22 protein-coding genes are annotated in these 22,826 nt (G+C 67.9%); 7 read left to right on the forward strand and 15 right to left on the reverse strand.

What is annotated here, in order from left to right:
• Positions 1–34 precede the first annotated feature (34 nt).
• Entirely contained in the window at positions 35–1,300 is a 1,266-nt protein-coding gene (locus tag AVAK2825_RS14205) for an SLC13 family permease (RefSeq protein WP_284399810.1), read from the reverse strand.
• 261 nt (positions 1,301–1,561) lie between these two features.
• Here AVAK2825_RS14205 and AVAK2825_RS14210 point away from each other — a divergent pair, with 261 nt between their 5' ends.
• Both AVAK2825_RS14210 and AVAK2825_RS14215 read left to right on the forward strand, forming a co-directional pair.
• On the forward strand, positions 1,562–3,397 hold the full coding sequence (locus AVAK2825_RS14210; RefSeq protein ID WP_284399811.1) for an ABC transporter ATP-binding protein: 1,836 nt from the start codon (positions 1,562–1,564) through the stop codon (positions 3,395–3,397).
• Between the two features lie 233 nt (positions 3,398–3,630).
• Positions 3,631–3,783 (forward strand): hypothetical protein, encoded by a 153-nt coding sequence (locus AVAK2825_RS14215; RefSeq protein WP_272569550.1) that lies wholly within the window; start codon positions 3,631–3,633, stop codon positions 3,781–3,783.
• Between the two features lie 133 nt (positions 3,784–3,916).
• Here AVAK2825_RS14215 and AVAK2825_RS14220 read toward each other — a convergent pair whose 3' ends face one another.
• From AVAK2825_RS14220 to AVAK2825_RS14250, 7 genes are all read right to left on the reverse strand, one after another.
• Positions 3,917–4,837, reverse strand: coding sequence for an NAD(P)/FAD-dependent oxidoreductase (locus tag AVAK2825_RS14220; protein ID WP_284399816.1), 921 nt, complete (start codon positions 4,835–4,837; stop codon positions 3,917–3,919).
• Complete coding sequence (locus AVAK2825_RS14225; protein WP_284399819.1) at positions 4,827–5,288, reverse strand: Rrf2 family transcriptional regulator; 462 nt, start codon at positions 5,286–5,288, stop codon at positions 4,827–4,829. The genes AVAK2825_RS14220 and AVAK2825_RS14225 overlap by 11 nt, the downstream gene beginning before the upstream one ends.
• A gap of 77 nt (positions 5,289–5,365) precedes the next feature.
• Positions 5,366–5,926, reverse strand: a complete 561-nt coding sequence (locus AVAK2825_RS14230) for a sugar O-acetyltransferase (protein WP_284399823.1) — start codon at positions 5,924–5,926, stop codon at positions 5,366–5,368.
• Positions 5,927–6,088: 162 nt separating this feature from the next.
• Positions 6,089–6,412 carry a helix-turn-helix domain-containing protein gene (locus tag AVAK2825_RS14235; protein ID WP_284399824.1) on the reverse strand — a complete coding sequence of 108 codons (324 nt, stop codon included), beginning with the start codon at positions 6,410–6,412 and terminating at the stop codon, positions 6,089–6,091.
• 31 nt (positions 6,413–6,443) lie between these two features.
• A complete protein-coding gene (locus AVAK2825_RS14240) occupies positions 6,444–7,757 on the reverse strand; it encodes a type II toxin-antitoxin system HipA family toxin (RefSeq protein ID WP_284399827.1) in 1,314 nt (437 codons plus the stop codon).
• 114 nt (positions 7,758–7,871) lie between these two features.
• Positions 7,872–9,161, reverse strand: coding sequence for a M20/M25/M40 family metallo-hydrolase (locus AVAK2825_RS14245; RefSeq protein WP_284399830.1), 1,290 nt, complete (start codon positions 9,159–9,161; stop codon positions 7,872–7,874).
• A 90-nt stretch (positions 9,162–9,251) separates the two neighbouring features.
• A complete protein-coding gene (locus AVAK2825_RS14250) occupies positions 9,252–10,139 on the reverse strand; it encodes a LysR family transcriptional regulator (protein WP_284399832.1) in 888 nt (295 codons plus the stop codon).
• Between the two features lie 98 nt (positions 10,140–10,237).
• On the opposite strand from AVAK2825_RS14250, the gene AVAK2825_RS14255 reads away from it, so the two are divergent.
• A complete protein-coding gene (locus AVAK2825_RS14255; RefSeq protein WP_284399835.1) occupies positions 10,238–10,666 on the forward strand; it encodes a nuclear transport factor 2 family protein in 429 nt (142 codons plus the stop codon).
• Here the strand turns inward: AVAK2825_RS14255 and AVAK2825_RS14260 are convergent.
• Entirely contained in the window at positions 10,653–11,579 is a 927-nt protein-coding gene (locus AVAK2825_RS14260; RefSeq protein WP_284399837.1) for a LysR family transcriptional regulator, read from the reverse strand. The genes AVAK2825_RS14255 and AVAK2825_RS14260 overlap by 14 nt on opposite strands.
• A gap of 108 nt (positions 11,580–11,687) precedes the next feature.
• On the opposite strand from AVAK2825_RS14260, the gene metE reads away from it, so the two are divergent.
• The gene (gene metE / locus AVAK2825_RS14265; protein ID WP_284399840.1) at positions 11,688–14,090 is read left to right on the forward strand and encodes a 5-methyltetrahydropteroyltriglutamate--homocysteine S-methyltransferase; all 2,403 of its coding nucleotides are present in this window, start codon (positions 11,688–11,690) and stop codon (positions 14,088–14,090) included.
• A gap of 130 nt (positions 14,091–14,220) precedes the next feature.
• On the opposite strand, the gene AVAK2825_RS14270 is transcribed toward metE, so the two are convergent.
• Positions 14,221–15,702 (reverse strand): hypothetical protein, encoded by a 1,482-nt coding sequence (locus AVAK2825_RS14270; RefSeq protein ID WP_284399843.1) that lies wholly within the window; start codon positions 15,700–15,702, stop codon positions 14,221–14,223.
• A 222-nt stretch (positions 15,703–15,924) separates the two neighbouring features.
• Here AVAK2825_RS14270 and AVAK2825_RS14275 point away from each other — a divergent pair, with 222 nt between their 5' ends.
• Positions 15,925–16,083, forward strand: a complete 159-nt coding sequence (locus AVAK2825_RS14275; protein ID WP_284399845.1) for a DUF3309 family protein — start codon at positions 15,925–15,927, stop codon at positions 16,081–16,083.
• 131 nt (positions 16,084–16,214) lie between these two features.
• On the opposite strand, the gene AVAK2825_RS14280 is transcribed toward AVAK2825_RS14275, so the two are convergent.
• From AVAK2825_RS14280 to AVAK2825_RS14300, 5 genes are all read right to left on the reverse strand, one after another.
• Positions 16,215–16,745 (reverse strand): EF-hand domain-containing protein, encoded by a 531-nt coding sequence (locus tag AVAK2825_RS14280; protein ID WP_284400106.1) that lies wholly within the window; start codon positions 16,743–16,745, stop codon positions 16,215–16,217.
• A 218-nt stretch (positions 16,746–16,963) separates the two neighbouring features.
• Positions 16,964–18,430: a D-serine/D-alanine/glycine transporter gene (gene cycA / locus AVAK2825_RS14285; protein WP_284399847.1), complete on the reverse strand. Its 1,467-nt coding sequence runs from the start codon at positions 18,428–18,430 to the stop codon at positions 16,964–16,966.
• A 619-nt stretch (positions 18,431–19,049) separates the two neighbouring features.
• A complete protein-coding gene (locus AVAK2825_RS14290; RefSeq protein WP_284399850.1) occupies positions 19,050–19,286 on the reverse strand; it encodes a hypothetical protein in 237 nt (78 codons plus the stop codon).
• A gap of 12 nt (positions 19,287–19,298) precedes the next feature.
• Positions 19,299–19,505 carry a hypothetical protein gene (locus AVAK2825_RS14295; RefSeq protein ID WP_284399852.1) on the reverse strand — a complete coding sequence of 69 codons (207 nt, stop codon included), beginning with the start codon at positions 19,503–19,505 and terminating at the stop codon, positions 19,299–19,301.
• Positions 19,506–19,613: 108 nt separating this feature from the next.
• Positions 19,614–20,522, reverse strand: coding sequence for a LysR family transcriptional regulator (locus tag AVAK2825_RS14300; protein ID WP_284399857.1), 909 nt, complete (start codon positions 20,520–20,522; stop codon positions 19,614–19,616).
• 242 nt (positions 20,523–20,764) lie between these two features.
• Here AVAK2825_RS14300 and AVAK2825_RS14305 point away from each other — a divergent pair, with 242 nt between their 5' ends.
• Both AVAK2825_RS14305 and AVAK2825_RS14310 read left to right on the forward strand, forming a co-directional pair.
• On the forward strand, positions 20,765–22,303 hold the full coding sequence (locus AVAK2825_RS14305; RefSeq protein WP_284399861.1) for a CoA-acylating methylmalonate-semialdehyde dehydrogenase: 1,539 nt from the start codon (positions 20,765–20,767) through the stop codon (positions 22,301–22,303).
• Between the two features lie 53 nt (positions 22,304–22,356).
• Positions 22,357–22,782, forward strand: coding sequence for a lysozyme inhibitor LprI family protein (locus AVAK2825_RS14310; RefSeq protein ID WP_284399863.1), 426 nt, complete (start codon positions 22,357–22,359; stop codon positions 22,780–22,782).
• Positions 22,783–22,826: the final 44 nt, after the last annotated feature.

Here is a 22,826-nt window from a genome sequence, read left to right on the forward strand (position 1 = left end):
TCGGCCGAAGGGCCGCGTTGACACAGCCAATCGATCAGCGCAGCGCGACCTGCGTGATCCACAGGGTGAACAGCGCCGCGCCCAGCCCCAGGGGCATCACCCAGGCGCCCAGCCGCAGAAACTGCCAGCCGCTCACCGATTGGCCTTCGCGCCGCAATGCGGCCAGCCACAGCAGCGTGGCCAGCGAACCCGTGATCGACAGGTTGGGCCCGATGTCGATGCCCATCAGCGCCGCGGCCCGCATCGACGGCGAGGCGTTCGCGGCATCCAGCGCCGCCCCCGCCAGCAGGCCGGCGGGCAGGTTGTTGACCAGATTGGCGGCGATGCCCAGCAAGGCGCCCACCCCCACGTCCGCGCCGCCCGGCCAAGCCGTGGCCGCCTTGCGCAAGGCATCGGCCAGCAGCCCCACCACGCCGGTGTACTCCAGGGCCTGCACGAACACGAACAGCCCCGCCACCAGCGGCAGCACGCTCCAGGACACCGAGCGCACCGTGGGCCAGACAGCGCTGCCGCACCCGATGCGCAGCAGCGCCAAGGTCACCAGGGCCGCCCCCAGCGTGGGCCAGCCCAGCGGCACCCGCAGCCACGCGCAGGCCACCAGCACCACCACCGACACGGCCAGACCGGCGGCCGCCAGGGCGCCGCCCCGGCTCAAGGGACTGGGAGGCACTTCGGTGCGGATGGTGGCGTCGATGCGGTGGCGCAGCGCGAACCGCAGCGCCAGAAAGGTCGCGGCGATGGACGCCAGCGAAGGCAGCGCGAACAGCGCCAGCCACTGCGGCAGCGGCGGCATATGCCCGCCCCAGAGCACCAGATTGGCCGGGTTGGAGATGGGCAGCACGAAACTCGCCGCATTGGCGACGAAGGCGCAGATGAAGAGGTAGGGCAGCGGCGAGGCACCCACCGCGCGGGCCACGGCGAACACCGCGGGGGTCAGCACCACCGCGGTCGCGTCGTTGGACAGGAACACGGTGACCAGCGTGCCCACCAGATAGACCCAGGTGAAAAGCCGGCTGCCCGAGCCGCCGGCACGGCGGGCCGCCAGGGCCGCCAGCCAGTCGAACACGCCTTCGCGGCGCGCCATCTCCGACAGCAGCATCATTCCGGCCAGGAACAGGTACACGTCTTCGCCGCGCAGCACGCCCTTCCAGGCCTGGCTGGCCGGCAGCAGCCCGAAACCCACCAGCGCCAGCGCGCCCGCCACGGCCCACACCGCTTCGGGCAGGCGCCAGGGGCGAAGGATGACCGCACTGGTCGCCACGGCGACCACGCCCCAAATCCACTGCTGCGGTGCAAGCATGAAAGCCTTTGTTCCAAAGATTGATCGACGCCGGAAAGAGCGCAAAAGAAAGAGCGCCCAGGACACGGGCGGCGCGCCTGCCGTTCGCCCCGGCCGCCCCGGCCGCCCCGGCCGCCCTGCGGGGGGATTCTATGCAGCGGCACAAGGCGCAACACGTCGGACACGATCGAAGGATCGGGATGGCGAAACGGCCGCGCCAAGACCCCGCGGGCACACGGCCGACCGCGGCCCCTTACGATGGCGGCCCAAGGAGTTGAGCCTGTGTTTGAGTTTTTCGAAAAGCGACTTCCCCCCTACCCCGGCAACGAACCCACCCTGCCCCCCAAGGATTTCATGGCCTTCGTGTGGTCCGGCACACGCGGGCTGCGCCGCTACGTGGTGATGATGGCGGGCCTGTCGGCCGCCATCGCGGTGTACGAGGCCCTGCTGTTCGCCGTGCTGGGCCATGTGGTGGACTGGCTCACCCAGGTCAGCCCCGCGGCGCTGTGGGCCGAGCGCCGGGGCACGCTGGCGCTGGTGATCGGCATGCTGCTGGGCAGCATCGTGCTGGTGGCGGTGCAGACCAGCGTCAAGCACCAGACGCTGGCCATCAATTTCCCGCTGCGCCTGCGCTGGAATTTCCACCGGCTGATGCTGGGCCAGAGCATGGCCTTCTATGCCGACGAGTTCGCGGGCCGCATCACCACCAAGATCATGCAGACGGCCCTGGCCGTGCGCGACATGATCTTCACCACGACCGACGTGGTGATCGGCATGGGGGTGTACCTGTTCACCATCCTGCTGCTGGCCGCCGGCTTCGACCTGCGGCTGCTGGTGCCCTTTCTGCTGTGGATCGTCTGCTACGGCTTGGCGTGCTGGTACTTCGTGCCGCGCCTGGGCCAGGTGGGCAAGGCGCAGGCCGACGCGCGGTCGGTGATGACCGGGCGCATCACCGACGCCTACACCAACATCGCCACCGTCAAGCTGTTCTCCCACACCCGGCGCGAGGCCGAGTTCGCCCGCGCGGCCATGGATGCGTTCAAGCACACGGGCTACGCGCAGATGCGCCTGGTGAGCCGGTTCGAGATCGTGAACCACCTCCTGGTGGTGGCCATGATGATGGGCGCCTGCGGCACGGCCCTGTGGCTGTGGTCGCTGGGCCAGGTGGGCGCGGGCGCGGTGGCGGCCGTCACCGCGATGGCGCTGCGCGTGTCGGGCCATGCCCACTGGGTGATGTGGGAGATGACCACGCTGTTCGAGAGCGTGGGCACCATCCAGGACGGCATCAACACCCTCACCCGGCCACGCACGGTGGTGGACGCGCCCGATGCGCGCCCCCTGGCCGTGCCGCGCGGCGAGGTGCGGTTCGACAACGTGACCTTCGCCTACCAGGGCGGCAAGCCGGTCATCGACCGCTTGAACCTCACCATCCGGCCGGGCGAGAAGATCGGCCTGATCGGCCGTTCGGGCGCCGGCAAATCGACGCTGGTGAACCTGCTGCTGCGCTTTCACGACGTGCAGACCGGCCGTGTGCTGATCGACGGGCAAGACATCGCCCACGTGACGCAGGACAGCCTGCGCCAGGCGATCGGCATGGTCACGCAGGACACCTCCCTGCTGCACCGCTCGATGCGCGACAACATCCTCTACGGCCGGCCCGACGCGAGCGAGCAGGACCTGCACGCGGCCGCCCTTCGGGCGCAGGCCGCGGACTTCATCGACACGCTGACCGACCTGCAGGGCCGTCGCGGCTACGACGCCCACGTGGGCGAGCGCGGCGTGAAGCTCTCGGGCGGCCAGCGCCAGCGCGTGGCCATCGCGCGGGTGATGCTCAAGGATGCGCCCATCCTGCTGCTGGACGAGGCCACCAGCGCGCTGGACTCCGAGGTCGAGGCCGCCATCCAGCAGAGCCTGGACGGGCTGATGCAGGGCAAGACGGTGATCGCCATCGCCCACCGCCTGTCCACCATCGCCGCGATGGACCGCCTCATCGTGCTGGATGCGGGGCAGGTCATCGAAGAAGGCACGCACGCACAACTGCTGGCACAGGGCGGTGTGTATGCCCGGCTCTGGGGCCACCAGAGCGGCGGATTCCTGGGTGAGTCGGAAGAGGACTGAACGCGGCGCGGCGGGCCTTGCTTCGGCAGGGCCCCGGCGCAGATTCCACGCCGGCAGATAGCTATCATTCATATAGCAATCTGGCAACCATGTCCGAGCGCATTACCGGAGGTTACAGGTCGGCGGCGCCGTGCTCTTTAGACTCGCGCCTTTCCTTGCGCAATGCGGTTGACGCCGCAGGCCGCACCTTCCCTCCCCTTCCTACCCATTCATCACTCTTCAGAGGGAATCCCATGTCCGTTGCATCCATTCTCGGCATCTCGATCGGCGCAGGCGTCGGCACCTATTTTTCGCTCAAGAAAAACCCCATGCCGCAGGGCAAGCGCGTGCTCATGTGCGTGGGCGCCGGCGTCGTCGTTTTCGTGCTGCTCAAGATCATTCTCTGAGCGGCGCGGCGGCCCCGCGCTGCGGCAGCGGGGCCTTGCAGCCCATGGCGAGGCGGCCGCCACAGCGCCGCCGCACTCCTCTTCCTCCCCTCTTCCCTCCCGCGGTTTCGGGCCGTCTTCCGGCTCCCGGGCATCACGTCCCGAACACCAGCGCCTTGTGCAGCCACACGCCCGCCATCAGCCCGTTGGCGGATGCCAGCGTCGCGTTGTGGCCCGGCATGGCCGCGTCTCCCGCGGCGAACACACCGGGCACCGTGGTCTGCTGCGTGGCATCGGTGCGGATCACCAGGCCGGCCGGCCCCTCGTCGAAGGCGCAGCCCAGCTGCTCGGCCAGCGGGCTGGCCATGTGCGTGCGCGGCGGCACGAACAGCGCCTCGATCGGCACCCGGCGGCCATCTTCCAGGCGCACGCCCGACAAGGCGGGCGCGTCCCCTTCCAGGCCCGCAATGCGCGCCGGCTCGATGGCGATGCCGCGGGCAGCCAGTTGCGCCAGCGATTCGGCATCGGGAGCTTCATGGCCATTCAGGAACAGCGTCATCGGGCCCCAGTCGGCCACGAGCAGCGCGTGGTGCACCGAGGCGGGCGCGGCGTACAGCGTGCCCAGCGGTCGGCCACCGACCTCGTAGCCGTGGCAGTACGGGCAATGCAGCACGGTGGCACCCCAGCGCTCGCGCAGGCCGTCGACGGCGGGCAGTTCGTCCCGCACGCCGGTGGCCAGCAGCAGCTTGCGGGCGGCCAGCGACTCGCCCGAATCCAGCGTCACGGCGAATCCACCGTCACCGCCCTCACCTGCCGGGCCGATGGCCCGGGCCTGCGTGGCCGTTCCCGCCTTGAACGTGACGGACGGATAGGCCAGGAGCTGGCGGCGCGCCAGCGCGATCATGTCCTGCGGCCGCTCGCCGTCCTGGCCGAAGAACCCGTGCGACGCCGCCGCGAAGCGGTTGCGCGGCGCGCCCGCATCCACCACGCACACGCTGCGCCGGGCGCGAGCGATCTGCATGGCGGCGGACAGTCCGGCAAAGCTGCCGCCGATGACCAAGGCATCAAACCGCATGGGACACCTCCTTCATCGACAGGCCGCTCTGGGCGAAGCGGCGGTGGAAGTCGCGCGACAGATCGGCCAGGGTGATCTGCTCCAGGCGCGCCAGCAGCAGCGCCTCGGCCTCTCGATAAGTGCCGTCGAGCGCGGCGTTCACCGCCTGCTCCACCAGGCATTCCGGGCGCTCGGTGCGGTGGCCGACTGCCAGGAACGGCGGCTCGCCCACGGCGCGGTGGATGTCGGCCAGGCTCACCTCCTCCAGAGGGCACGACAGCACCCACCCGCCGCCATGGCCCTTGGCCGAGGCGACGAAGCCCACCTCGCGCAGGCCCGCCATCACCCGTCGCACGACGACGGGATGCGTGTGCATGGCCTGCGCCAGCGATTCGGAGGTGGACGGGGTGTCGTTCTCGGCCATGTGCAGCAGCACGTGGAGAACGCCGGATAGCTTGCTGTCTTGTTTCATGCAACATTATTAGTTGCATGAAAAAGATCTGGCAAGCGAAGGGGCATGCGAGGCGGGCGTCTCCCTGCGCCGGTGTTTCAGCCCTGGCGCGGCGGCAGCACCCTGGCCGGGTTGCCCACCACGGTGGCGCCGACAGGCACATCGCGCGTGACGACGCTGCCCGCGCCGATGATCGCGTCGTCGCCCACCGTCACGCCGGGCATCACCAGGGCGCCGGCGCCGATCCACACGTTGCGGCCGATGGTCACCGGGCGGCCGAACTCCAGGCCCTGGGCCCGCTCCTGCGGCGACCGCGGGTGGTCCGCCGCAAGCAGTTGCACGCCCGGCCCGATCTGCGTGCCGTCGCCGATGCGCACCTCGACCACATCCAGGATCACGCAGTTGAAGTTGAGGAACACCCCCGTGCCCAGGTGGATGTTGAAGCCGTAGTCGCAGTGGAACGGCGGGCGCACCACGGCCCCCTCGCCCACCAAGCCCAGGTGCTCGGCCAGCAGCGCGCGCCGCTCGGCGGGGTCTGCGGCCAGTGCCGCGTTGTAGCGCACGAGCCAGCGTTTGTTGGCCGCTATGTCGGCCTGGAGTTCGGGATCGCCGGCGTGGTAGAGCCGGCCGGCCAGCATGTGTTCTTTCTGTGAGGTCATCGGGCCATTGTGAAGGCGCCGCAGGCGCAGGCGGTCGCTCGGGTGACCCCGTGGAGGGGTTCAAGCCAAAATGGCCACCAGCACAATCAACACTAGGGCATACAGCTATTAAATTGATAGCAAACAGAATGCCGCGCGTTGTGTGCCGCGCATTGTGGCCCGTCAGGCAACGGGGCCACCGCCGTCGTCCGGCGCCACGGGCTCCACCGGTGCCCGCACCACCCCCAGCCGCAGACCGAGCACGCCCAGGATGCGGTTCATCGTCTGCACCGTGCCCGGGCTGCGGCCCTGCTCGATGTCCTGCAGCGCGCGGTGCGAGATGCCCGCCAGACGCGCCAGTTCGGCCGAGGTCAGCCGCAAGGTGCTGCGCAGATGGCGGATGGACTCGCGCAAGGTCCATTGCGGGTGGTCCAGCAGGTCCTGCACGGCCTGGCGGCGCAGCAGCAGTTGCTGTGCCAGTGGAAGGGGGGTGTAGCGTTTGTCCATGCGAAAGGGGCCCGCTTTTCAAGTGTTGATGTCACAGGGCCTGCAGTGCCTGCAGCTGGGCCGCGATGGCGGGCTGCAGAAAGCGGTGCACCTCCGGCTCCAGGCCGAAGCCACCGCCGTCGCGCGCCACCGCTTCCAGGGGGCCGGCCAGGTCCCGCAAGGCCTGGGCCAGCGGGGCGCGCGGCAGTCCGCATTCGGCGGCGACGGTGTCCAGCACCCGGCGCCAGTCCGGCGCACCGTCGTCGCCCACCGCCCAGCGCATGCGCCGTGCGATGCCATCGGGGTGCAGGTACATGGGCGCGAAGTCGAACACCGGCGTGAGGGCGATGCGCCCGTCGAAACCGCGCTGCACGGCCGTGTTGCGCGCGTGGTTGTCCTTGTTGCCCAGCGCCAGGTTGGCCACGTCGCGGCGCAGGTACTCCGCCACTTCGGCAGCAGGATCGGTGCACACGCGGGCCAGTTGGCGGCACACCTCCTCGTGCGAGGGCACGGCGCCGAATCCCGCCCGGCCGGTGAGCGTGGCGATGCTTTCCTGCGCCAGCCGCACCACGCCGCGGCCCTGCCCCGAGCCCTGCGCGGCATCACCGGCAATGCGGTCGAAGCGCGGAATGAAAAGCGCCCGGTCGCGCAGCAGCAGCGGCGCGTGGACGCGCAGCCCCAGGTGCCGAGCGATGTCCATGTAGGGCGCCTCGTGCCGCAGGATGGCCGCGAGCCGCTCGTTCGTGCCGCGGCCGAACTTGACGATGAAATGCGCCGCCGCCTCGCCGTCGGGCAGCGAATGGTCCAGGTGCAGCAGGCCATCGCTGGCCGAGCGCGTGAGCAGCACCTTGGGCCATTCGCCCTGCACGCCCGACGATCCGGCCACGAAAAGCCCGTGGCGGCCCAGGTAGTCCATGAAGTCGGACGACCGCTCGGCCACCTCGGCATCGGTGAAGCCGCGGCGCGGTCCGGTGCGCGCCTGCAGCCAGTCGGCCGCCTCTTTCACCCGCAGGTGGCCGATGGGGTTGCCGGCCCCGGCCAGCAGCAGCGGCCAGTCGGCCACGGCTTCCGACGCCTCGGGCAGACCCAGCTGGCGCAGCAGCTCTTCGCGGCCATGGCCCTGGGGCAGCAGGTCCGCCAGAAAGCCGGGCCACTGGCGCAGCTCCAGCGGCTCCAGCCCGGTGGCAAAGCCGCTGGCCAGCGCCCAGGCATCGCGCCGGCCACCGTGCTCGACAGCCCATTCCACCGCATAGCCGGTGTAGCTGGGCGTGCGCCAGCCCTGGGCGGGATCACCCATCAGCAGGACGCTGGCGGCGTCGTGCCACCGGCCCTGGGCGTGGATCTGGAGCGTGCATTGCGGCTGCATATGCACAGAAATATATCAATATTGCTGCCGTTTAGCCATGCAATATGGATAGTTTTCTACCAAAAAACTGTGAATTGCGGAGTGGAATCTTCCTTGCCCCGCGACGCCATCGGCTTACTTGAGCACGCCGCGCGAAATGTCCATCACCATGCGCGTGGCCAGGTACAGCCGGGGCACGATGGTGTCGATCTGCACGTATTCGGCGTTGTTGGAATGCGCCCCATAGCCCGACAGGCCCATGCCCTCCACCACGGCACCGCGGGTCTTCAGCGCGGCGAACGCCGCGTCGGTGCCGCCGCCGGTGGCCTTGTCCAGCACGTTCAGGGGCAGGCCCAGTTCCTGGTAGATGGCCTTGCCGTGGCCGGCCACGCGGCGCGAGGCGTCGTTGGCTTCCAGCGGCGGGCGGCGCACTTCGAACTTCACCGACACCTTGGATTCGGGCAGCAACTTGGTCTGCACCTTGGCCTGCAGTTCTTTTTCCAGCCCGTCGAAGTCCGACACGCGCAGGGCGCGGGCGTCCGCCTGGGCCGTGGCCTCGGCGGGAATCACGTTGCGGTTGGTGCCGGCCTGGGCCACCGTCCAGTTCAGTTTGAGGCCCTGCTCCGGCCTGGACAGGTCCTTGAGCTGCAGCAGTTGGTGCGACAGTTCGTAGAGCGCATTCACGCCCTTTTCGGGCGAGGCACCGGCGTGCGAGGCCCGGCCCTGCACCGTCAGGTAGGCCGCACCGATACCGCTGGTGGCCAGGCGCAGGCTGCCGTCCGTGCCGCCGCCCTCGAAGGAAAACACCGCATCCTGGTCGGCCGCGACGCGGGTGATGGTGCTGCGCGCACCGGGCGAGCTGATTTCCTCATCGCCGTTGATCAGCACGGTGAGCGTGCCGTACTCCTTGAAGCCGAGCTTTTGCAGCAGGCCCACGGTGTGCAGGATGGTGGCCACGCCCTGCTTGTCGTCCGCGATGCCCAGGCCGTAGGCCTTGCCGCCATCGATGCGAAAGGGCTGGTCCTTGAGCATGCCCTTGAGATACACCGTGTCCATGTGCGCGATGAAGAGGATCTTCTTCGTGCCGGTGCCCTTGAACTCGGCATGCACCGCCGGGCCCACCTTCTCGGGCGTGTCGTCCAGACGATAGATGTCGGTGGGCTGCAGGATCTCGACGGTGCCGCCCTGTGCCTTGAGTTGCCCGGCAATCAACGCGGCGATCTGGTTCAGGCCCTCGATGTCCTTGCTGCCCGATTCGATGTGCACCAGGTCGCGCAGCGTGTCGAGCAGCGGCTGCTGCTCTTTCTGTGCCAGGGCGTGCACATCGGCCACTGGTGCGGCCTGCGCCAGGGTGCCGGCGAAAGCCAGGGACAGGAGTGCGATCAATGGGCGCACGAACAATGGAGGGGTCTGCGAGGAATGCATGGTGGCACCAGTGGGCATGAATGGGAGAAAAGCCATTATGGGCCGCTGCAACAAAAGCGTCACACCCTCTGATTTCTTGCAATATCCCATTCAAGCCCAAGACTGCGGCAAGGAGGGATCGGGTACGGCCCACTGCGGATCGATGCGCGATGGCCGGGAACGCAGTTCGAACAGCCACATGCCATACAGCGGCAAGGCCTCGGTGAGTTGAAGCGCCTTGACCACCGGCGTTGCGGCGCCGAGCAGTGCCGGATGGGGCACGACGGCCAACAGATCGGATTGCCCCACCAGATGGAGCATGCTGGCGAAATCAGGACAGCGCACCGCGATCTTGGGCGTAGGCATGCGGCGCACGCGGTGCGCCTCGGTGAGCACATCGACGGGACCTTTGACGCTGGGCCCGACGCAGGCCCACGCGGCACCCTGCAGCTCTGCCAACGTTCGGGCCCGTGCCAGAGGATGGCCGCGGCGGGCATAGACCTGCGGCTGCAACTCGTAAAGCAGGCGCTCGGCCAGGTCCGGGTGTGCAAATTGGCGCGGCTTGGGCGCGATGACCGCATCGAACCGCCCCTGCAGCAGCCCGGCGAGCAGCGCGCCCTCGTCCGCCGTCGCCATGTCGAGGCAGCGCCGGGGATGGGGAAGGCACCAGCGCGCATACAGCACGGGGCCCCAGACCAGGGCGGCGGATGGCGTCAGCCCGACACGCAGCACATTCCGGTCGGGCGCAGGCAGCGGCTCCAACCCCCGCGCCCCCATGCGCTGCCCCAGCGACGACGATTGCGCAGCCACCGATCGCGCCAGCTCGGTCGGCACATAGCGGCGCCCCGCACGGACCAGCAAAGGGGCGGGAAAGTGCGCCTGCAGCGCCTTCATTCCCTGGCTGATGGCAGGCTGGGAGACGCCACAGGCCTGTGCGGCTCGGGCAAAAGAGCCGTGCTCGACGACCGACCGAAGGTATTGCAGATGGCGCAGATACATAAGCACCCTTTATGTATTGGCACCGATTGTGGCTTGCCGGGCAGCGCCCGCGCCGCCAAGCTACGGCGATCTCCCCAGCGACCCAACAAGGACACCGCATGACAACGCACCCGCTCGACACCGTCAAGGCCTACCTGGGCCACATCCACGCCAGCGATACCGACGGCCTGATCGCCTGCTTCGAAGACGACGGGCTCGTGCACTCGCCTTTTCTCGGCACCCTGGGCGCCCGCGAATTTTTCCACCGGCTCGCGCAGGCCTCGAATGGCAGCGTGATCACCGTGCTGGACCTCTTTGCCTCGGTGGCACCGCAGGACAGCGGCGCCGTGCGCATCGCGGCCTACTTCCGCTACGACTGGACTTTGAGCGACGGCCGCGAGGTGACCTTCACCTGCGTCGATGTCTTCACCTTTGACCCAGGCAGCCCACGCATCCGGGCCATGCAGATCGTCTACGACACGCATCCCCTGCGCGAACAGGTCGGCGACAAATACGCACCGGCACCGCCGCCGACTACAGCAGCGTGACGGCCTTGAGCGCGACGAAGCTCGTCTCGCGGATCACGCCAACGAAGTCCTGCAGGTAGTGCCGGCCCGACAACTGCGGCAGGCAGGCCGCGTGCAGCTCGCCCATCAGGCCCTGCTCGCCCACGGGCCGGGCGGTGACGTAGCCGCGGTCCAGATAGCTTTGCACCGCCCAGAGCGGCAAGGCCGCCACGCCGCGACCGCTGGCCACGAGCTGCAGCATGGCGACGGTGAGTTCCGTGGTGCGCCGGGGCGGGCGGATGCCGGCGGGCTCCAGCACCTGGCGCACGATGTCCAGCATCTCGTCAGGCACCGGGTAGGTGATGAGGGTCTGGTCGGCGAAGTCCTGCGCGGCCAGCCACGGCTTTTCAGCCAGCGGATGCCCGTTGGCCAAGAGCGCGCGGATCTCGAATCCGAACAGCGGGTGGTAATCCACGCCCGCCTCGTCGCCGTCCACCTCCGACACGATGGCCAGGTCGGCCCGGTCCTGGTGCAGCAAGCCCACCGGATCGGCGTGAAAGCCGCTCACGATGTCCATCTCCACCTCGGGCCAGCGGCTGCGGAAGGCGTCCATCGCGGGCATCAGCCAGTCGAAGCAGGTGTGGCATTCCACGGCGATGCGCAGTTGCCCGGCGGACGCCATGGACAGCCGCGCCACGTCGCGCTCGGCCGCCTCCACCTGGGGCAGCAAGGCGTCGGCCAGCGCCAGCAGCCGCGTGCCGGTGGCGCTGAACTGGGGCGGAACGGACTTGCGTTCGAACAGGGGCGCGTTGTAGCGGTCTTCCAGCAGCTTGATCTGGTGCGACAGGGCCGACTGGGTGAGATTGAGCAGTTGCGCTGCGCGCACCAGGCTGCCGCTGTCGCGCAGGGCGGCCAGGGTGCGCAGGTGGCGGATTTCGAGAATTGACTGGTTCATTAGATATTCTCAAGATGAAGACACAAAACTTTCGTTTGAATAATAAATGCAATCACCGGACCATGGCGGCCTGCCTCAGCGCACCACCCATTCAAAGGAATTTCGACCATGGCCCAATCACCCATCTCCACCCACACCCTCGGCTTTCCGCGCATGGGCGCGCACCGGGAACTCAAGGTCGCCCTCGAAAAGCACTGGCGCGGCGACCTGACGTCCGAGGCGCTGGAGGCCGTGGGCGCCGATCTGCGCGCCCGCCACTGGCAGGCCCAGCGCGACGCGGGCCTGGCCTTCGTCACCGTGGGCGACTTCGCCTACTACGACCATGTGGCCAACCACATCCAGCTGCTGGGCGCCGAGCCCGCGCGCTACGGCTTCCTGCCCAGCCAGCCCGAGCTGGCCCGCTACTTCAAGATGGCCCGTGGCGAATCCACCGCCACCGCGGCCCCCTGCCAGGGCGAGTCGGGCCAGGGCGCCTGCGGCCACGCGCCCGCCACGCCGCACGCCAGCCAATTCGCGCTGGAGATGACGAAATGGTTCGACACCAACTACCACTACCTCGTACCGGAATTCACGCCAGCCACCACCTTCCGGTTGGCCAGCGAGCGCCTGTTCGACGAGGTGGCCGAGGCACAGGCCCTGGGCCACCCCGTCAAGGCGGTGCTGCTCGGGCCCCTGAGCTTCCTGTACCTGGGCAAGGAAAAGGCCGAGGGCTTCGACCGCTTCTCGCTGCTGCAGCCGCTGCTGGACGTGTACGAACAGATCCTCGCGCGGCTCAAGCGCCAGGGCGTGGCCTGGGTGCAGATCGACGAGCCCATCCTGGGCCTGGACCTGCCCGATGCCTGGCGCCACGCCTTCGAGCCGGCGTACTGGCAGCTCAACCGCGCCGGCGCGCAGGTGCTGCTGGCCACCTACTTCTCGCCCCTGCAGGAAAACACCCGGCTCGCGTGCCAGCTGCCCGTGGCCGGCCTGCACGTGGACGCCGTGCGGGCGCCGGAGGACCTGGTGGCCGTGACCGACTGGCTGCCCAGCCACAAGCTGCTGTCTGTCGGCATCGTGGACGGCCGCAACATCTGGCGGGCCGACCTGGACGCCGCGCTGGAGCGCCTGGCCGCCATCGCCGCCAAGCACCAGGGGCCGCTGTGGATCGCGCCTTCGTGCTCCCTGCTGCACGTGCCTTTCGGTCTGGCGTCGGAAGACCGGCTCGATGCCGAGGTGAAATCCTGGCTGGCCTTCGCCCTGGAAAAGCTCGGCGAGCTGCAGACCCTGCAGAGCGCCCTCAACGGACAGCCCAATGCGGCGGCCCTGGCCAGCGCGCGCGCCGCCATCGACAGCCGCCGCGCCAGCCAGCGCGTGCACCGCCCCGATGTGGCCCGGCGCCTGGACGGCGCCCCGGCCGGTGCCGACCAGCGCACCGCGCCCTTCCCTGTCCGGCAGGCCGCGCAGCGCCAGCGGCTGCAACTGCCGCTGCTGCCCACCACGACCATCGGCTCGTTCCCGCAGACCGCCGAGATCCGCGCCGCCCGCGCCGCCTTCAAGCGCGGCCAGCAAGCACCGGACACCTACCGCGCCGCCATGCAGGCCGAGATCGAACGGGCCGTGCGCACGCAGGAGGCCCTGGGCCTGGACGTGCTGGTGCATGGCGAGGCCGAGCGCAACGACATGGTCGAATATTTCGGCGAACAGCTCGACGGATTCGCCTTCACCGCCAACGGCTGGGTGCAAAGCTACGGATCGCGCTGCGTGAAGCCGCCCATCCTCTTCGGCGACGTCGCCCGCCCCCGGCCGATGACGGTGGACTGGACCGCCTTCGCGCAAAGCCTCACCCCGCGCCCCATGAAGGGCATGCTGACCGGGCCCATCACCATCCTGCAGTGGTCCTTCGTGCGCGACGACCAGCCGCGCAGCCGCACGGCCGAGCAGATCGCCTGGGCGATCCGCGACGAGGTGACCGATCTGGAGGGCGCCGGCATCGGCATCATCCAGATCGACGAGCCCGCCATCCGCGAAGGCCTGCCGCTGCGCCGCGCGGACTGGAAGACCTACCTGCAATGGGCGACCCGGGCGTTTCGCCTCAGCGCCTCGGGCGTGCGTTCGACCACGCAGATCCACACCCACATGTGCTACAGCGAGTTCAACGACATCCTGCCCGAGATCGCGGCCATGGATGCCGACGTGATCACCATCGAGACCAGCCGCTCCGACATGGAGCTGCTGCGGGGGTTCGGGGCGTTTCAGTACCCCAACGAGATTGGGCCCGGCGTGTACGACATCCACTCGCCCCGCGTGCCCGGCGTGCAGGAAATGCGGCGGCTTTTGGAGAAGGCCGCGCAGGTCGTTCCGGTGGAAAACCTCTGGGTCAACCCCGACTGCGGCCTGAAAACCCGCGGCTGGCCCGAAACCGAAGCCGCGCTGCGCAACATGGTGCTGGCCACGCAGGCCCTGCGGGCCGAATGGAAGGCGTCGGCATCCGCCTCGGTGCAGCATGCCGAGGGTGCCACGGTCGCGGCCTGAAAGGGCCAGGGGCTCCATCCGGCCATGGCGTGCTGGGTGGAGCCGCAATCCCCGAGGTGGGCAGAGCGTCCGGAACGGGGCGATGGTCCGCTGACCGATTCAGGCGCCGGGCCAGCGCGCGCCCGGTGCTTCAGCCCGCGCCGTCCTTGAACGCCTTGGCCGCCTTCTTCCACATCTCTACCCGCGCCTCCGCCAGGGCGTTGGCCACTTCGTTGCGCGCGCGGTTCTCGGCGATCCTTTCCCGCACTTCGGTCAGCGCGTTCTCGTTGGCCTGCTGCTGCAACTGCTTGTCGATGAGCGCCTGGGTGGCGGCATCGGGGCCGGAAATCGGCTCGGGCGTCTGCACTTCGACATCGATGGTTTCTGTGATGTCGATGGCTTCGGGAAGGTCTTCTTCGGGCAGCGCGGGTTCAGCCGTGTCTGCCGCCCCGGGGGCCGCCGAGCCGGGGTGCGCGTGCGCCGCAGGCACGGCGGGCTGATGGACCAAGGACGCGCCCGGGTCGGCCGACGCTTTGACCGGAAGGTCTTCTGGCGGAGTCGGATCGCCGGGCACGGAATCGTGCTGCGCGCCTGCAGTCTTGGGCGGCGTCGGCGTGGGTGGGGCCGATGGCGCTTCGTTGGAGGCCGCGTCAGGTTCGGAATGCGGCGGGTTCGGAACGGCGGGCTGGTGCGCATCGGCCTTGGCCCTCGCAGGCAATTCGTCTTGCGCGGCGGTTGGTTTTTGCTGCGCCACCGATTCCTGGCCGGGTGCGTCGGTCAGTGCCAGCGGTGGATCGAAGGTGGCGCTTTGCGCCGGCACCTCGGCTTTCGCCTCGGACGGCACGGCGGGCCTTTGCTGGTGCGAGACATGCACCTGCGGCGGCGTTTCGCCAGAAGACGCCTTCTTTTCAGGCACGTCGGTTTTTGCTTCCGGTGGCTCGGCCGGCCCATCCTCGTGCGGGGCCTGGGTCAGCGCCAATTCGTGCCCCTGCGGTTTGTCCGGCGCCGCCGCCGCTTCCTCCCCGGCCTGTGCTGGCTCCTCTTGGTGCGGAACGTCAGCCAGCGCCAGGGACTCGCCAGCAGGCGGCTTCGGCGGGGGCGCGTCGGCCTGGGATGCAGGCGGCTCGGCGGGGCTTTCCCAATGCGAGAAATTCGTCAGGGCCAGTTGCTGGCCGTAAGGCAGATCCGACGAAGCATCCGCCGCCGAGGGCAACTCGTCCCGGTACGCCCGGTCCGGCACATCCATCAGTGCCAGGGGCTCTGCCGATGCCGGGTGTGCAGACGCCTGCGATGCGCCATGCGAATGCCCTGCGGGCCCGGGCAGTGCGCCGGAGGAAAGCAGGCCCGGCCCGCCGCGATGGGAGAACATGCCCGACGGATGCGGCAGCCCCGACGCCTTCGCGGCAGGGCCATGGTGGCGCGCCGCGGGCGCTGGCAAGGCCTTGCGCGGTGCCATGCCGACCGGGCCGCTGTCCCCACCCCGCGCTTTCAAACCCGCGGGGCCATTGAAGGTCTCGGAGCGGGACCGCTTGGCAGCAGGCGCCTGCGCTGGGGTCGAATCCACCGATTCACGACTGCGCTTCAGTGAAATGCTGGGAGTGGAAATGCCGGTCGGGGGGCTTTGCAAGCTCATGGAGGACCTTGGGGAATTGCGGTGTTCGTGACAGTGTGACGACCCGCCCCCTTTCAACCGGGCCCTGGCGCGAAGCCGGTCCCTGTCCATGCGAAGCAAAAACCGCCTCCCACGCAGTGCGTCGGAATTCCCTGACGCCGCCGCAGGCCCGCCGCCTGCGAACCAGAAGAGGTCTGACTTCAACAATGCACCCATTGCATCCACCACACAGAAGGAAACAACATGTCGCTCTCGCTGATTCTGCTTATCGTGCTGATCTTGATCCTGGTCGGCGCCCTGCCTACCTGGGGCCACAGCCGCTCGTGGGGATACGGTCCCAGCGGCGGTATCGGATTGGTGGTGGTGATCCTGCTGGTCCTGCTGCTGATGGGCCGGATATAAGCCCCATCGACGCCGTGCTACCGCGGCGCCTATTTTTAAAAAGGCGGCCTACCAAGGCCGCTTTTTTTCGTCCGCTCCTCAGTGGCTCCAGCGAGCGCAGCAGCCCGCCATTCCACCACCAAGACGATTGATCACGCAGGCCGCTTCTCCGCTGCGATGAATGCCATCGAGAATTGGGCGAACTCCTTGCCGTCCACCACCCCGTTGGCATTGCCCCCCTGATCCATCAGCTTCAGGATGGCCTGCGACAGTTCGCTGTTGGCGGTCTTGGAGCCGGAGGTGTCTCCGAGGCCCTTCATGAATTCTTCCTGGGAGATCTTGCCGTCGTGGTTGGCATCGAACCCGGCCGTCAGCTGCTCTTTCTGCGCCTGGGTCGCGCCGAACTGGGTGAGCAGCTCTCCAAAATTCTCCGTGGAGACCGACCCGCCCTGCGACGACGCGAGGGAAGACCGCGCTGCCACGCCCCGGGCGGATGCGGCCGCGCTCTGGCCCGCGACGCCGGAAAGCGCCTCGGCTTCTTTGCTCAAGGTGATCTGCGTGGAGGGCTCGGCGGGCGAAGCGCCGCTGTCCCGCGCGGAAGCCGAGGGTTTCGCCGCCCCGGAGGACGACGCGTTGAACAGCAGGGATGCGACCGATGCAAGGCCGGAAATAAGGGGTGTCATCGCCAAAGTACTCCTGTCGGTGGCGAAGCAGTCCACACAAGAAAACGCCCTTCGCCCGGCCCATGCAGGGTAGGCCCTGGCGAAAATTCCAATGCGGTGAAAAAGCCCCGATCTCCAGGCCATTAACTTCCCATGGACTGTTCAGGACCGGGCCCCACCTGGGCCCATGGGTGGCCCAGCCCAGAAGCGGGGCGTGACGGAGCCTGAACGATCGAAAATCAACCCCGCTCGGGTGCCACGCGGGCTCCCAGTGCTCCGGTCGGAGCGTTGCCCGGCAGCGAAGCTTGCGCGCCCGGCGGCCGGCGCCGCACGAACTGATACGCCAGCGCCAAGAGCACGAACCAGGCGGGCGTGGCCAGCAAGGCCTGGCGCGTATCAGCCTCGAACGACAGCAGCACCACGATGCCGGCGAAGAATGCCAGGCACACGCCGCACATCCAGGCACCGCCCGGCATCTTGTACAGCGAGGCCGCATGCAGCTTCGGCCGCTGGCGGCGGTAGGCGATATAGGACAGCAGGATCATCGACCAGACGAACATGTAGAGGATGGCCGAGACGGTGGTCACCAGCGTGAAGGCCTCCACCAGGTCCGGAATCACCCACATGAGAAAAGCGCCGGCCAGCAGGCAGGTGCACGAAAACAGCAGTCCGCTCGAAGGCACGCCGCGGCGCGACAGCTTCGCGAAGCGCCCTGGCGCCACGCCTTTCTCGGCCAGGCCGAACAGCATGCGGCTGGTGGAAAACACCCCGCTGTTGGCCGACGAGGCCGCCGAGGTCAGCACCACGAAATTGATCACGCTGGCCGCCGCGGGCAGCCCGGCCAGCACGAACAGCTCGACGAACGGGCTCTTGCCGGGAACCACCTCGCGCCACGGGGTGACCGCCATGATGGCCACCAGCGAGAACACATAGAACACGATGATGCGCAGCGGGATGGAGTTGATCGCGCGCGGGAGCGTGCGCTCCGGGTCCTTGGCCTCCGCGGCGGTCGTGCCCACCAGCTCGATGCCTGCGAAGGCGAACACCGCGATCTGGAAGCCCGCAAAGAACCCCATCCAACCATGCGGGAACATGCCGCCGTCGTTCCACAGGTTGGCCACGCTCGCCGCGCGGCCCGAGGGCGAGACGAAATGGGCGTAGACCATATAAAACCCCGTCGCCACCAGCGCCATGATGGCCACGATCTTGATCATGGCGAACCAGAATTCGATCTCGCCGAAGAGCTTCACCGTGAGCAGATTGAGCGACAGCAGCAGCCCCACGCAGGCCAGTGCCGGCGCCCACTGCGGCAGGTGGGGAAACCAGAACTGCGAGTAGGCCGAGATGGCGATCACGTCGGCGATGCCCGTGATGATCCAGCAGAACCAGTAAGACCAGCCGGTGAAGAACCCGGCCCAGGGGCCGAGCAGATCGGCCGCGAAATCGATGAAGGATTTGTACTGCAGGTTGGACAGCAGCAGCTCGCCCATGGCACGCATCACGAAAAACAGAATGAAGCCGATCATCATGTAGACGAACACGATCGACGGCCCTGCCAGGCTGATCGTCTTGCCAGAGCCCATGAAGAGGCCGGTGCCGATGGCCCCGCCGATGGCAATGAGCTGGATGTGCCGGTTGGACAGGCTGCGCTGCAGATGGTCGCTGTCGTGCCGGCCCGGAATGTCGGGCGAAACCTGGGTTGCCATGGAAAACCTCCTGATTGATGTTGTTTCCTCGGCGCGAAAGGCATTCAGGGCAGCCACTGCCGTGCTTGGATGGATCGCGATTCCGGGCTTCTCTCCCAAGACGCAAGGCGCAGTGCGCCTGACGGGCCCGGCCCAGGGTATTCCCTCCCTGACCGATGGAAGGGCGGGAGGATAAACCAGCCACGCCCCAAATGGGTGCAGCGCTGCATCCAAAGGTTGGCGGGTCGGGCCGGCCGCCCACCTGTTCGGCCACACGATAAGCCGGGCTGCGGCTCCGCAACGGGTACCCGCCATGTCGTGGTGTATCAAGAGCGCGGATCGTTCGACAGCTCGGAATGAGCGTTCCGATTCAAATCCGGCTTTTTTCAAAAATCGATTATCGAAACAGACCGGATCGATTATTGGGAGGGCCGACTCTTCCAAGGCGAATGCGGTTGAATCGTCGCGCCGTCAACATCCACGATAGACGCGACGAAATCTGCTCAGCCATCCCGATGGATAAAAACGGCTGCGCCGACCGTGGGCGCGCCGCTGGGTGCAGCAGACGCCCTGGAATTCGAAATCAGCATGGCCATGAAAGACCGGACCGACCGCCACCGAAGCGGTCGATCCGCTGGCGTTATCTGCTGCAGGTGCCTGCAGTCGCCATTTCGAGCTTCGCCACGGCGGCCTTGCCTTCTGCCTCAGGGATCAGTTCGACGTCGGAGCCGCCGATGAACGCGCCGATCTTCATGTACTGCCGGACGAAGTAGTTTTTGCCTTTCTCGAACATCACTTTCAGCTCGTTGGGCGAGAACTCGGAATCGGTGGCAATTACGTGCTCCTGCCCACCGGTGACTTCTGTGTGAAAGAACACATCAGGGCCCGATTACCCCAGGCATTTTCCGTCCACCCAGATATTTCTCTTGATCGCCTTGCCCACGAAACTGTCGCGATAGACATAAAGCCCCGAATGGCCTTCGCTGGGCTGCACAAATTCCTTGGCTTTCGCCGAAGCCTCCTTGCTTTCCATCTTCACGGAAGCGCATCCGGTGAACAGCGCGGACATCAAAACAATCAAAGCAATCTTCTTCATGGGTCTCTCATCAGGGATATTCGCATGGCATGTCCTCGGGCATGCAAAAAAATCAAACCACTCCCGTGGCTCCGAGGCGGCGAGATCATACATTCAGTTACTTTCGTATTATTCCGACGCATCCGGCGCGTGAATGATTTTGAGCGTCTTGTCGGAAGACACCTCCTTCAGCCAGGTCCAGACCGCCTGGATGCGCGCCTGGTGCTTGGCCTCGGCGGGCATGCTCATCCAGAAGGTCCGCGTGAACCGGGCTTCTTCGGGCAGCACCCGGGCCAGCACCGGATCGCGGTCGGCCAGAAAGGCCGGGAGCACGGCCAACCCCGCGCCGGCGCGCACCGCTTCGTACTGCGCCGTGATGCTGGTGCTTCGAAACGCGAACCGCGCGGGACGGTGCAATGCGTCCAGAAACTGCAGTTCCTTGGTGAAGAGCAAATCGTCCACATAGCTCACGAAGGCATGGTGGCGCAGATCGTCCCGGGTCGAGACCAGCGGGCGACGGGCCAGGTACTCGCGCTGGCCGTACAGGTGCAACGTGTAGTCCGCCAGCTTGGCGACGATGACCGATCCCCGCGCGGGGCGCTCCAGCGAGATGACGATGTCCGCCTCGCGCCGGGACAGGTGCAGCATGCGCGGCAAAGCCAGCAGGTCGATGGTGAGGCCGGGGTTCTTCTGCGTGAGCCGTGCCAAGTGCGGCGCGAGGATGAGCGTGCCGAAGCCTTCCGTCGCGCCCACGCGCACCACCCCGGACAGGCCCGCCGCCGCATTGGCCGGGGCCGCGCGCTCCAGACCGAGCACGGCGGTTTCCATGGCCTCGACGGCGGGCAGCAGTTGCCGGCCCGCCTCCGTCAGGCGGTGCCCGCCGGCCTCCCGAGCGAACAGCGGTGCGCCCATCTGCTTTTCCAGCGACTGGATGCGGCGGGCCACCGTGGTGTGCTCCACGCCCGTGCGGCGTGCCGCGCCGGCCAGTGTGCCGGAGCGCGCCAGCTCCAGAAAGTAGCGCAGGTTGTCCCATTCCATTCGTGTGAGGCCCTCTCATCCATGTGTTCTTCGTTGTACGCGTGCTGGCCGGCCAGCAGCAGCCTGTGCAAATTTGCAAACCCAAGGTGCACGCATGCGCCTTGTGCTGGCAATTTCGCACAGCTAGGATGCGCAGGCCACCGGGATTTGCCCGCGGTTGCGGCCCGGGCGCCCCGCCCGGCCGCCCGCTCGGGCCATTGTCCCGGCCCCGCATGACAGATACACACAGGAGACAAGACACCATGGACGCATCCATCACCGCTCAAAAGGCCCCACAGGCCGCACTGGCCCCCACCGTCAAACTGCTGATCGGCGGCCAGTTCGTCGAGTCCCAAACCACCCAGTGGCGCAACGTAGTGAACCCCGCCACGCAGGAAGTGCTGGCGCGCGTGCCCTTTGCCACGCCAGAGGAGATCAACGCCGCCGTCGCCTCGGGCAAGGAAGCCTTCAAGACCTGGAAGAAAACGGCCATCGGTGCCCGGGCGCGCATCTTCCTCAAATACCAGCAGCTGATCCGCGAGAACATGGCCGAACTGGCCGCGATCCTGACGGCCGAGCAAGGCAAGACGCTGCCCGATGCCGAGGGCGATGTGTTCCGCGGCCTGGAGGTGGTGGAGCACGCGAGCGCCATCGGCAACCTGCAGCTGGGCGAGTTGGCCAACAACGTGGCCGGCGGCGTGGACACTTACACGCTGATGCAGCCGCTGGGCGTGTGCGCGGGCATCACCCCGTTCAACTTCCCCGCCATGATCCCGCTGTGGATGTTCCCCATGGCCATCGCCACGGGCAACACCTTCGTGCTCAAGCCCTCCGAGCAGGACCCCATGGTGACCATGCGCCTGTGCGAGCTGGCGCTGGAGGCCGGCGTGCCCCCGGGCGTGCTGAACGTGGTGCACGGCGGCGAGGACGCGGTGAACGCCATCTGCGACCACCCGGACATCAAGGCGATCAGCTTCGTGGGCAGCACCAAGGTGGGCACCCACGTGTACAACCGCGCCAGCCTGAACGGCAAGCGCGTGCAATGCATGATGGGCGCGAAGAACCACGCCATCGTCATGCCAGACGCCAACAAGGAGCAGACGCTCAACGCCCTGGCGGGCGCCGCCTTCGGCGCCGCGGGCCAGCGCTGCATGGCGCTGTCGGTGGTGGTGCTGGTGGGCGAGGCCCAGCAGTGGATTCCCGACCTCGTCGCCAAGGCCAAGACGCTCAAGGTGAGCGGCGGCACCGACAAGGGCACCGACGTGGGCCCGTTGGTCTCGTGCGCAGCGAAGGACCGGGTGGAACACCTGATCGAGCGCGGCATCGCCGACGGCGCCACGCTGGAACTGGACGGCCGCAAGCCGCAGGTGGCGGGCTACGAAAAAGGCAACTTCGTCGGCCCCACGGTGTTCAGCGGCGTGAAGCCCGGCATGTCCATCTACGACCAGGAGGTCTTCGGCCCGGTGCTGTGCCTGGGCGCGGCGGCCGACATCGACGAAGCGATCGCCTTCATCAACGACAACCCGAACGGCAACGGCACGGCCATCTTCACGCAGTCGGGCGCGGCCGCGCGCAAGTTCCAGGAAGAGATCGACGTGGGCCAGGTGGGCATCAACGTGCCGATTCCCGTGCCCGTGCCGCTGTTCTCGTTCTCGGGCTCGCGCGCTTCCAAGCTGGGCGACCTGGGGCCGTATGGCAAGCAGGTCGTGCTGTTCTACACGCAGACCAAGACGGTCACGGCGCGCTGGTTCGACGACAGCACCATCTCGCACGGCGTGAACACCACCATCAGCCTGAAGTAGCCCGCTGGCGCGGGAGCGGCCGGCCGGGGCCGCGCGGTGCTACAACGCCAAGGATGCACATTCTCAAGATCATGACGAAACGGTGGGCGGCGCTCGCCTGGGGTGGCGGCGCAGCCTGCGCCCTGCTGTTCAGCGCGGGGGCCCACGCCCAGGCGGGCGCACCCTGCCGGCCCGAGGGCACGGTGGCTGAGACCAATGCCTGCGCGGTGCAAACCTACCAGCAGGCGGACACGGCCATTGCGATTCTCTACAGCGACGTGATGCGCGCGCTGTCGGCCCACGAGCGGCCGCAGCTGCGGCAGGAGCAGACCGCCTGGCAGCGCCAGCGCACCATGCTGTGCAAGCAGGGCACCCAGTCCACCGAGGGCCTGCCCGAGTGGCCGCGCCTGTACCACGCCTGCCTGACCGCCGAGACCGAGGCGCGCCGCCAGGGCTTGATGCGCTGGCTGACGCTGGACCATCCCTCCGCCAAGCCGTAACGCATCCGCCACCGTCCACCCCGCCCCGCCCGCAACGAGACAAA

The organism is Acidovorax sp. SUPP2825 (genome assembly GCF_030158995.1).
Taxonomy (GTDB): domain Bacteria; phylum Pseudomonadota; class Gammaproteobacteria; order Burkholderiales; family Burkholderiaceae_C; genus Paracidovorax.

Excerpts from the sequence above, each read along its gene's own strand:
- cycA (WP_284399847.1), bottom strand. The coding sequence starts at position 18,430 with ATGGCAACCCAGGTTTCGCCCGACATTCCGGGCCGGCACGACAGCGAC.
- metE (WP_284399840.1), top strand. The coding sequence starts at position 11,688 with ATGGCCCAATCACCCATCTCCACCCACACCCTCGGCTTTCCGCGCATG.
- AVAK2825_RS14300 (WP_284399857.1), bottom strand. The coding sequence starts at position 20,522 with ATGGAATGGGACAACCTGCGCTACTTTCTGGAGCTGGCGCGCTCCGGC.
- AVAK2825_RS14270 (WP_284399843.1), bottom strand. The coding sequence starts at position 15,702 with ATGAGCTTGCAAAGCCCCCCGACCGGCATTTCCACTCCCAGCATTTCA.
- AVAK2825_RS14225 (WP_284399819.1), bottom strand. The coding sequence starts at position 5,288 with ATGAAACAAGACAGCAAGCTATCCGGCGTTCTCCACGTGCTGCTGCAC.
- AVAK2825_RS14305 (WP_284399861.1), top strand. The coding sequence starts at position 20,765 with ATGGACGCATCCATCACCGCTCAAAAGGCCCCACAGGCCGCACTGGCC.
- AVAK2825_RS14215 (WP_272569550.1), top strand. The coding sequence starts at position 3,631 with ATGTCCGTTGCATCCATTCTCGGCATCTCGATCGGCGCAGGCGTCGGC.
- AVAK2825_RS14220 (WP_284399816.1), bottom strand. The coding sequence starts at position 4,837 with ATGCGGTTTGATGCCTTGGTCATCGGCGGCAGCTTTGCCGGACTGTCC.
- AVAK2825_RS14250 (WP_284399832.1), bottom strand. The coding sequence starts at position 10,139 with ATGTATCTGCGCCATCTGCAATACCTTCGGTCGGTCGTCGAGCACGGC.
- AVAK2825_RS14260 (WP_284399837.1), bottom strand. The coding sequence starts at position 11,579 with ATGAACCAGTCAATTCTCGAAATCCGCCACCTGCGCACCCTGGCCGCC.
- AVAK2825_RS14245 (WP_284399830.1), bottom strand. The coding sequence starts at position 9,161 with ATGCATTCCTCGCAGACCCCTCCATTGTTCGTGCGCCCATTGATCGCA.
- AVAK2825_RS14280 (WP_284400106.1), bottom strand. The coding sequence starts at position 16,745 with ATGACACCCCTTATTTCCGGCCTTGCATCGGTCGCATCCCTGCTGTTC.
- AVAK2825_RS14240 (WP_284399827.1), bottom strand. The coding sequence starts at position 7,757 with ATGCAGCCGCAATGCACGCTCCAGATCCACGCCCAGGGCCGGTGGCAC.
- AVAK2825_RS14295 (WP_284399852.1), bottom strand. The coding sequence starts at position 19,505 with ATGAAGAAGATTGCTTTGATTGTTTTGATGTCCGCGCTGTTCACCGGA.
- AVAK2825_RS14255 (WP_284399835.1), top strand. The coding sequence starts at position 10,238 with ATGACAACGCACCCGCTCGACACCGTCAAGGCCTACCTGGGCCACATC.
- AVAK2825_RS14275 (WP_284399845.1), top strand. The coding sequence starts at position 15,925 with ATGTCGCTCTCGCTGATTCTGCTTATCGTGCTGATCTTGATCCTGGTC.
- AVAK2825_RS14230 (WP_284399823.1), bottom strand. The coding sequence starts at position 5,926 with ATGACCTCACAGAAAGAACACATGCTGGCCGGCCGGCTCTACCACGCC.
- AVAK2825_RS14310 (WP_284399863.1), top strand. The coding sequence starts at position 22,357 with ATGCACATTCTCAAGATCATGACGAAACGGTGGGCGGCGCTCGCCTGG.
- AVAK2825_RS14235 (WP_284399824.1), bottom strand. The coding sequence starts at position 6,412 with ATGGACAAACGCTACACCCCCCTTCCACTGGCACAGCAACTGCTGCTG.
- AVAK2825_RS14205 (WP_284399810.1), bottom strand. The coding sequence starts at position 1,300 with ATGCTTGCACCGCAGCAGTGGATTTGGGGCGTGGTCGCCGTGGCGACC.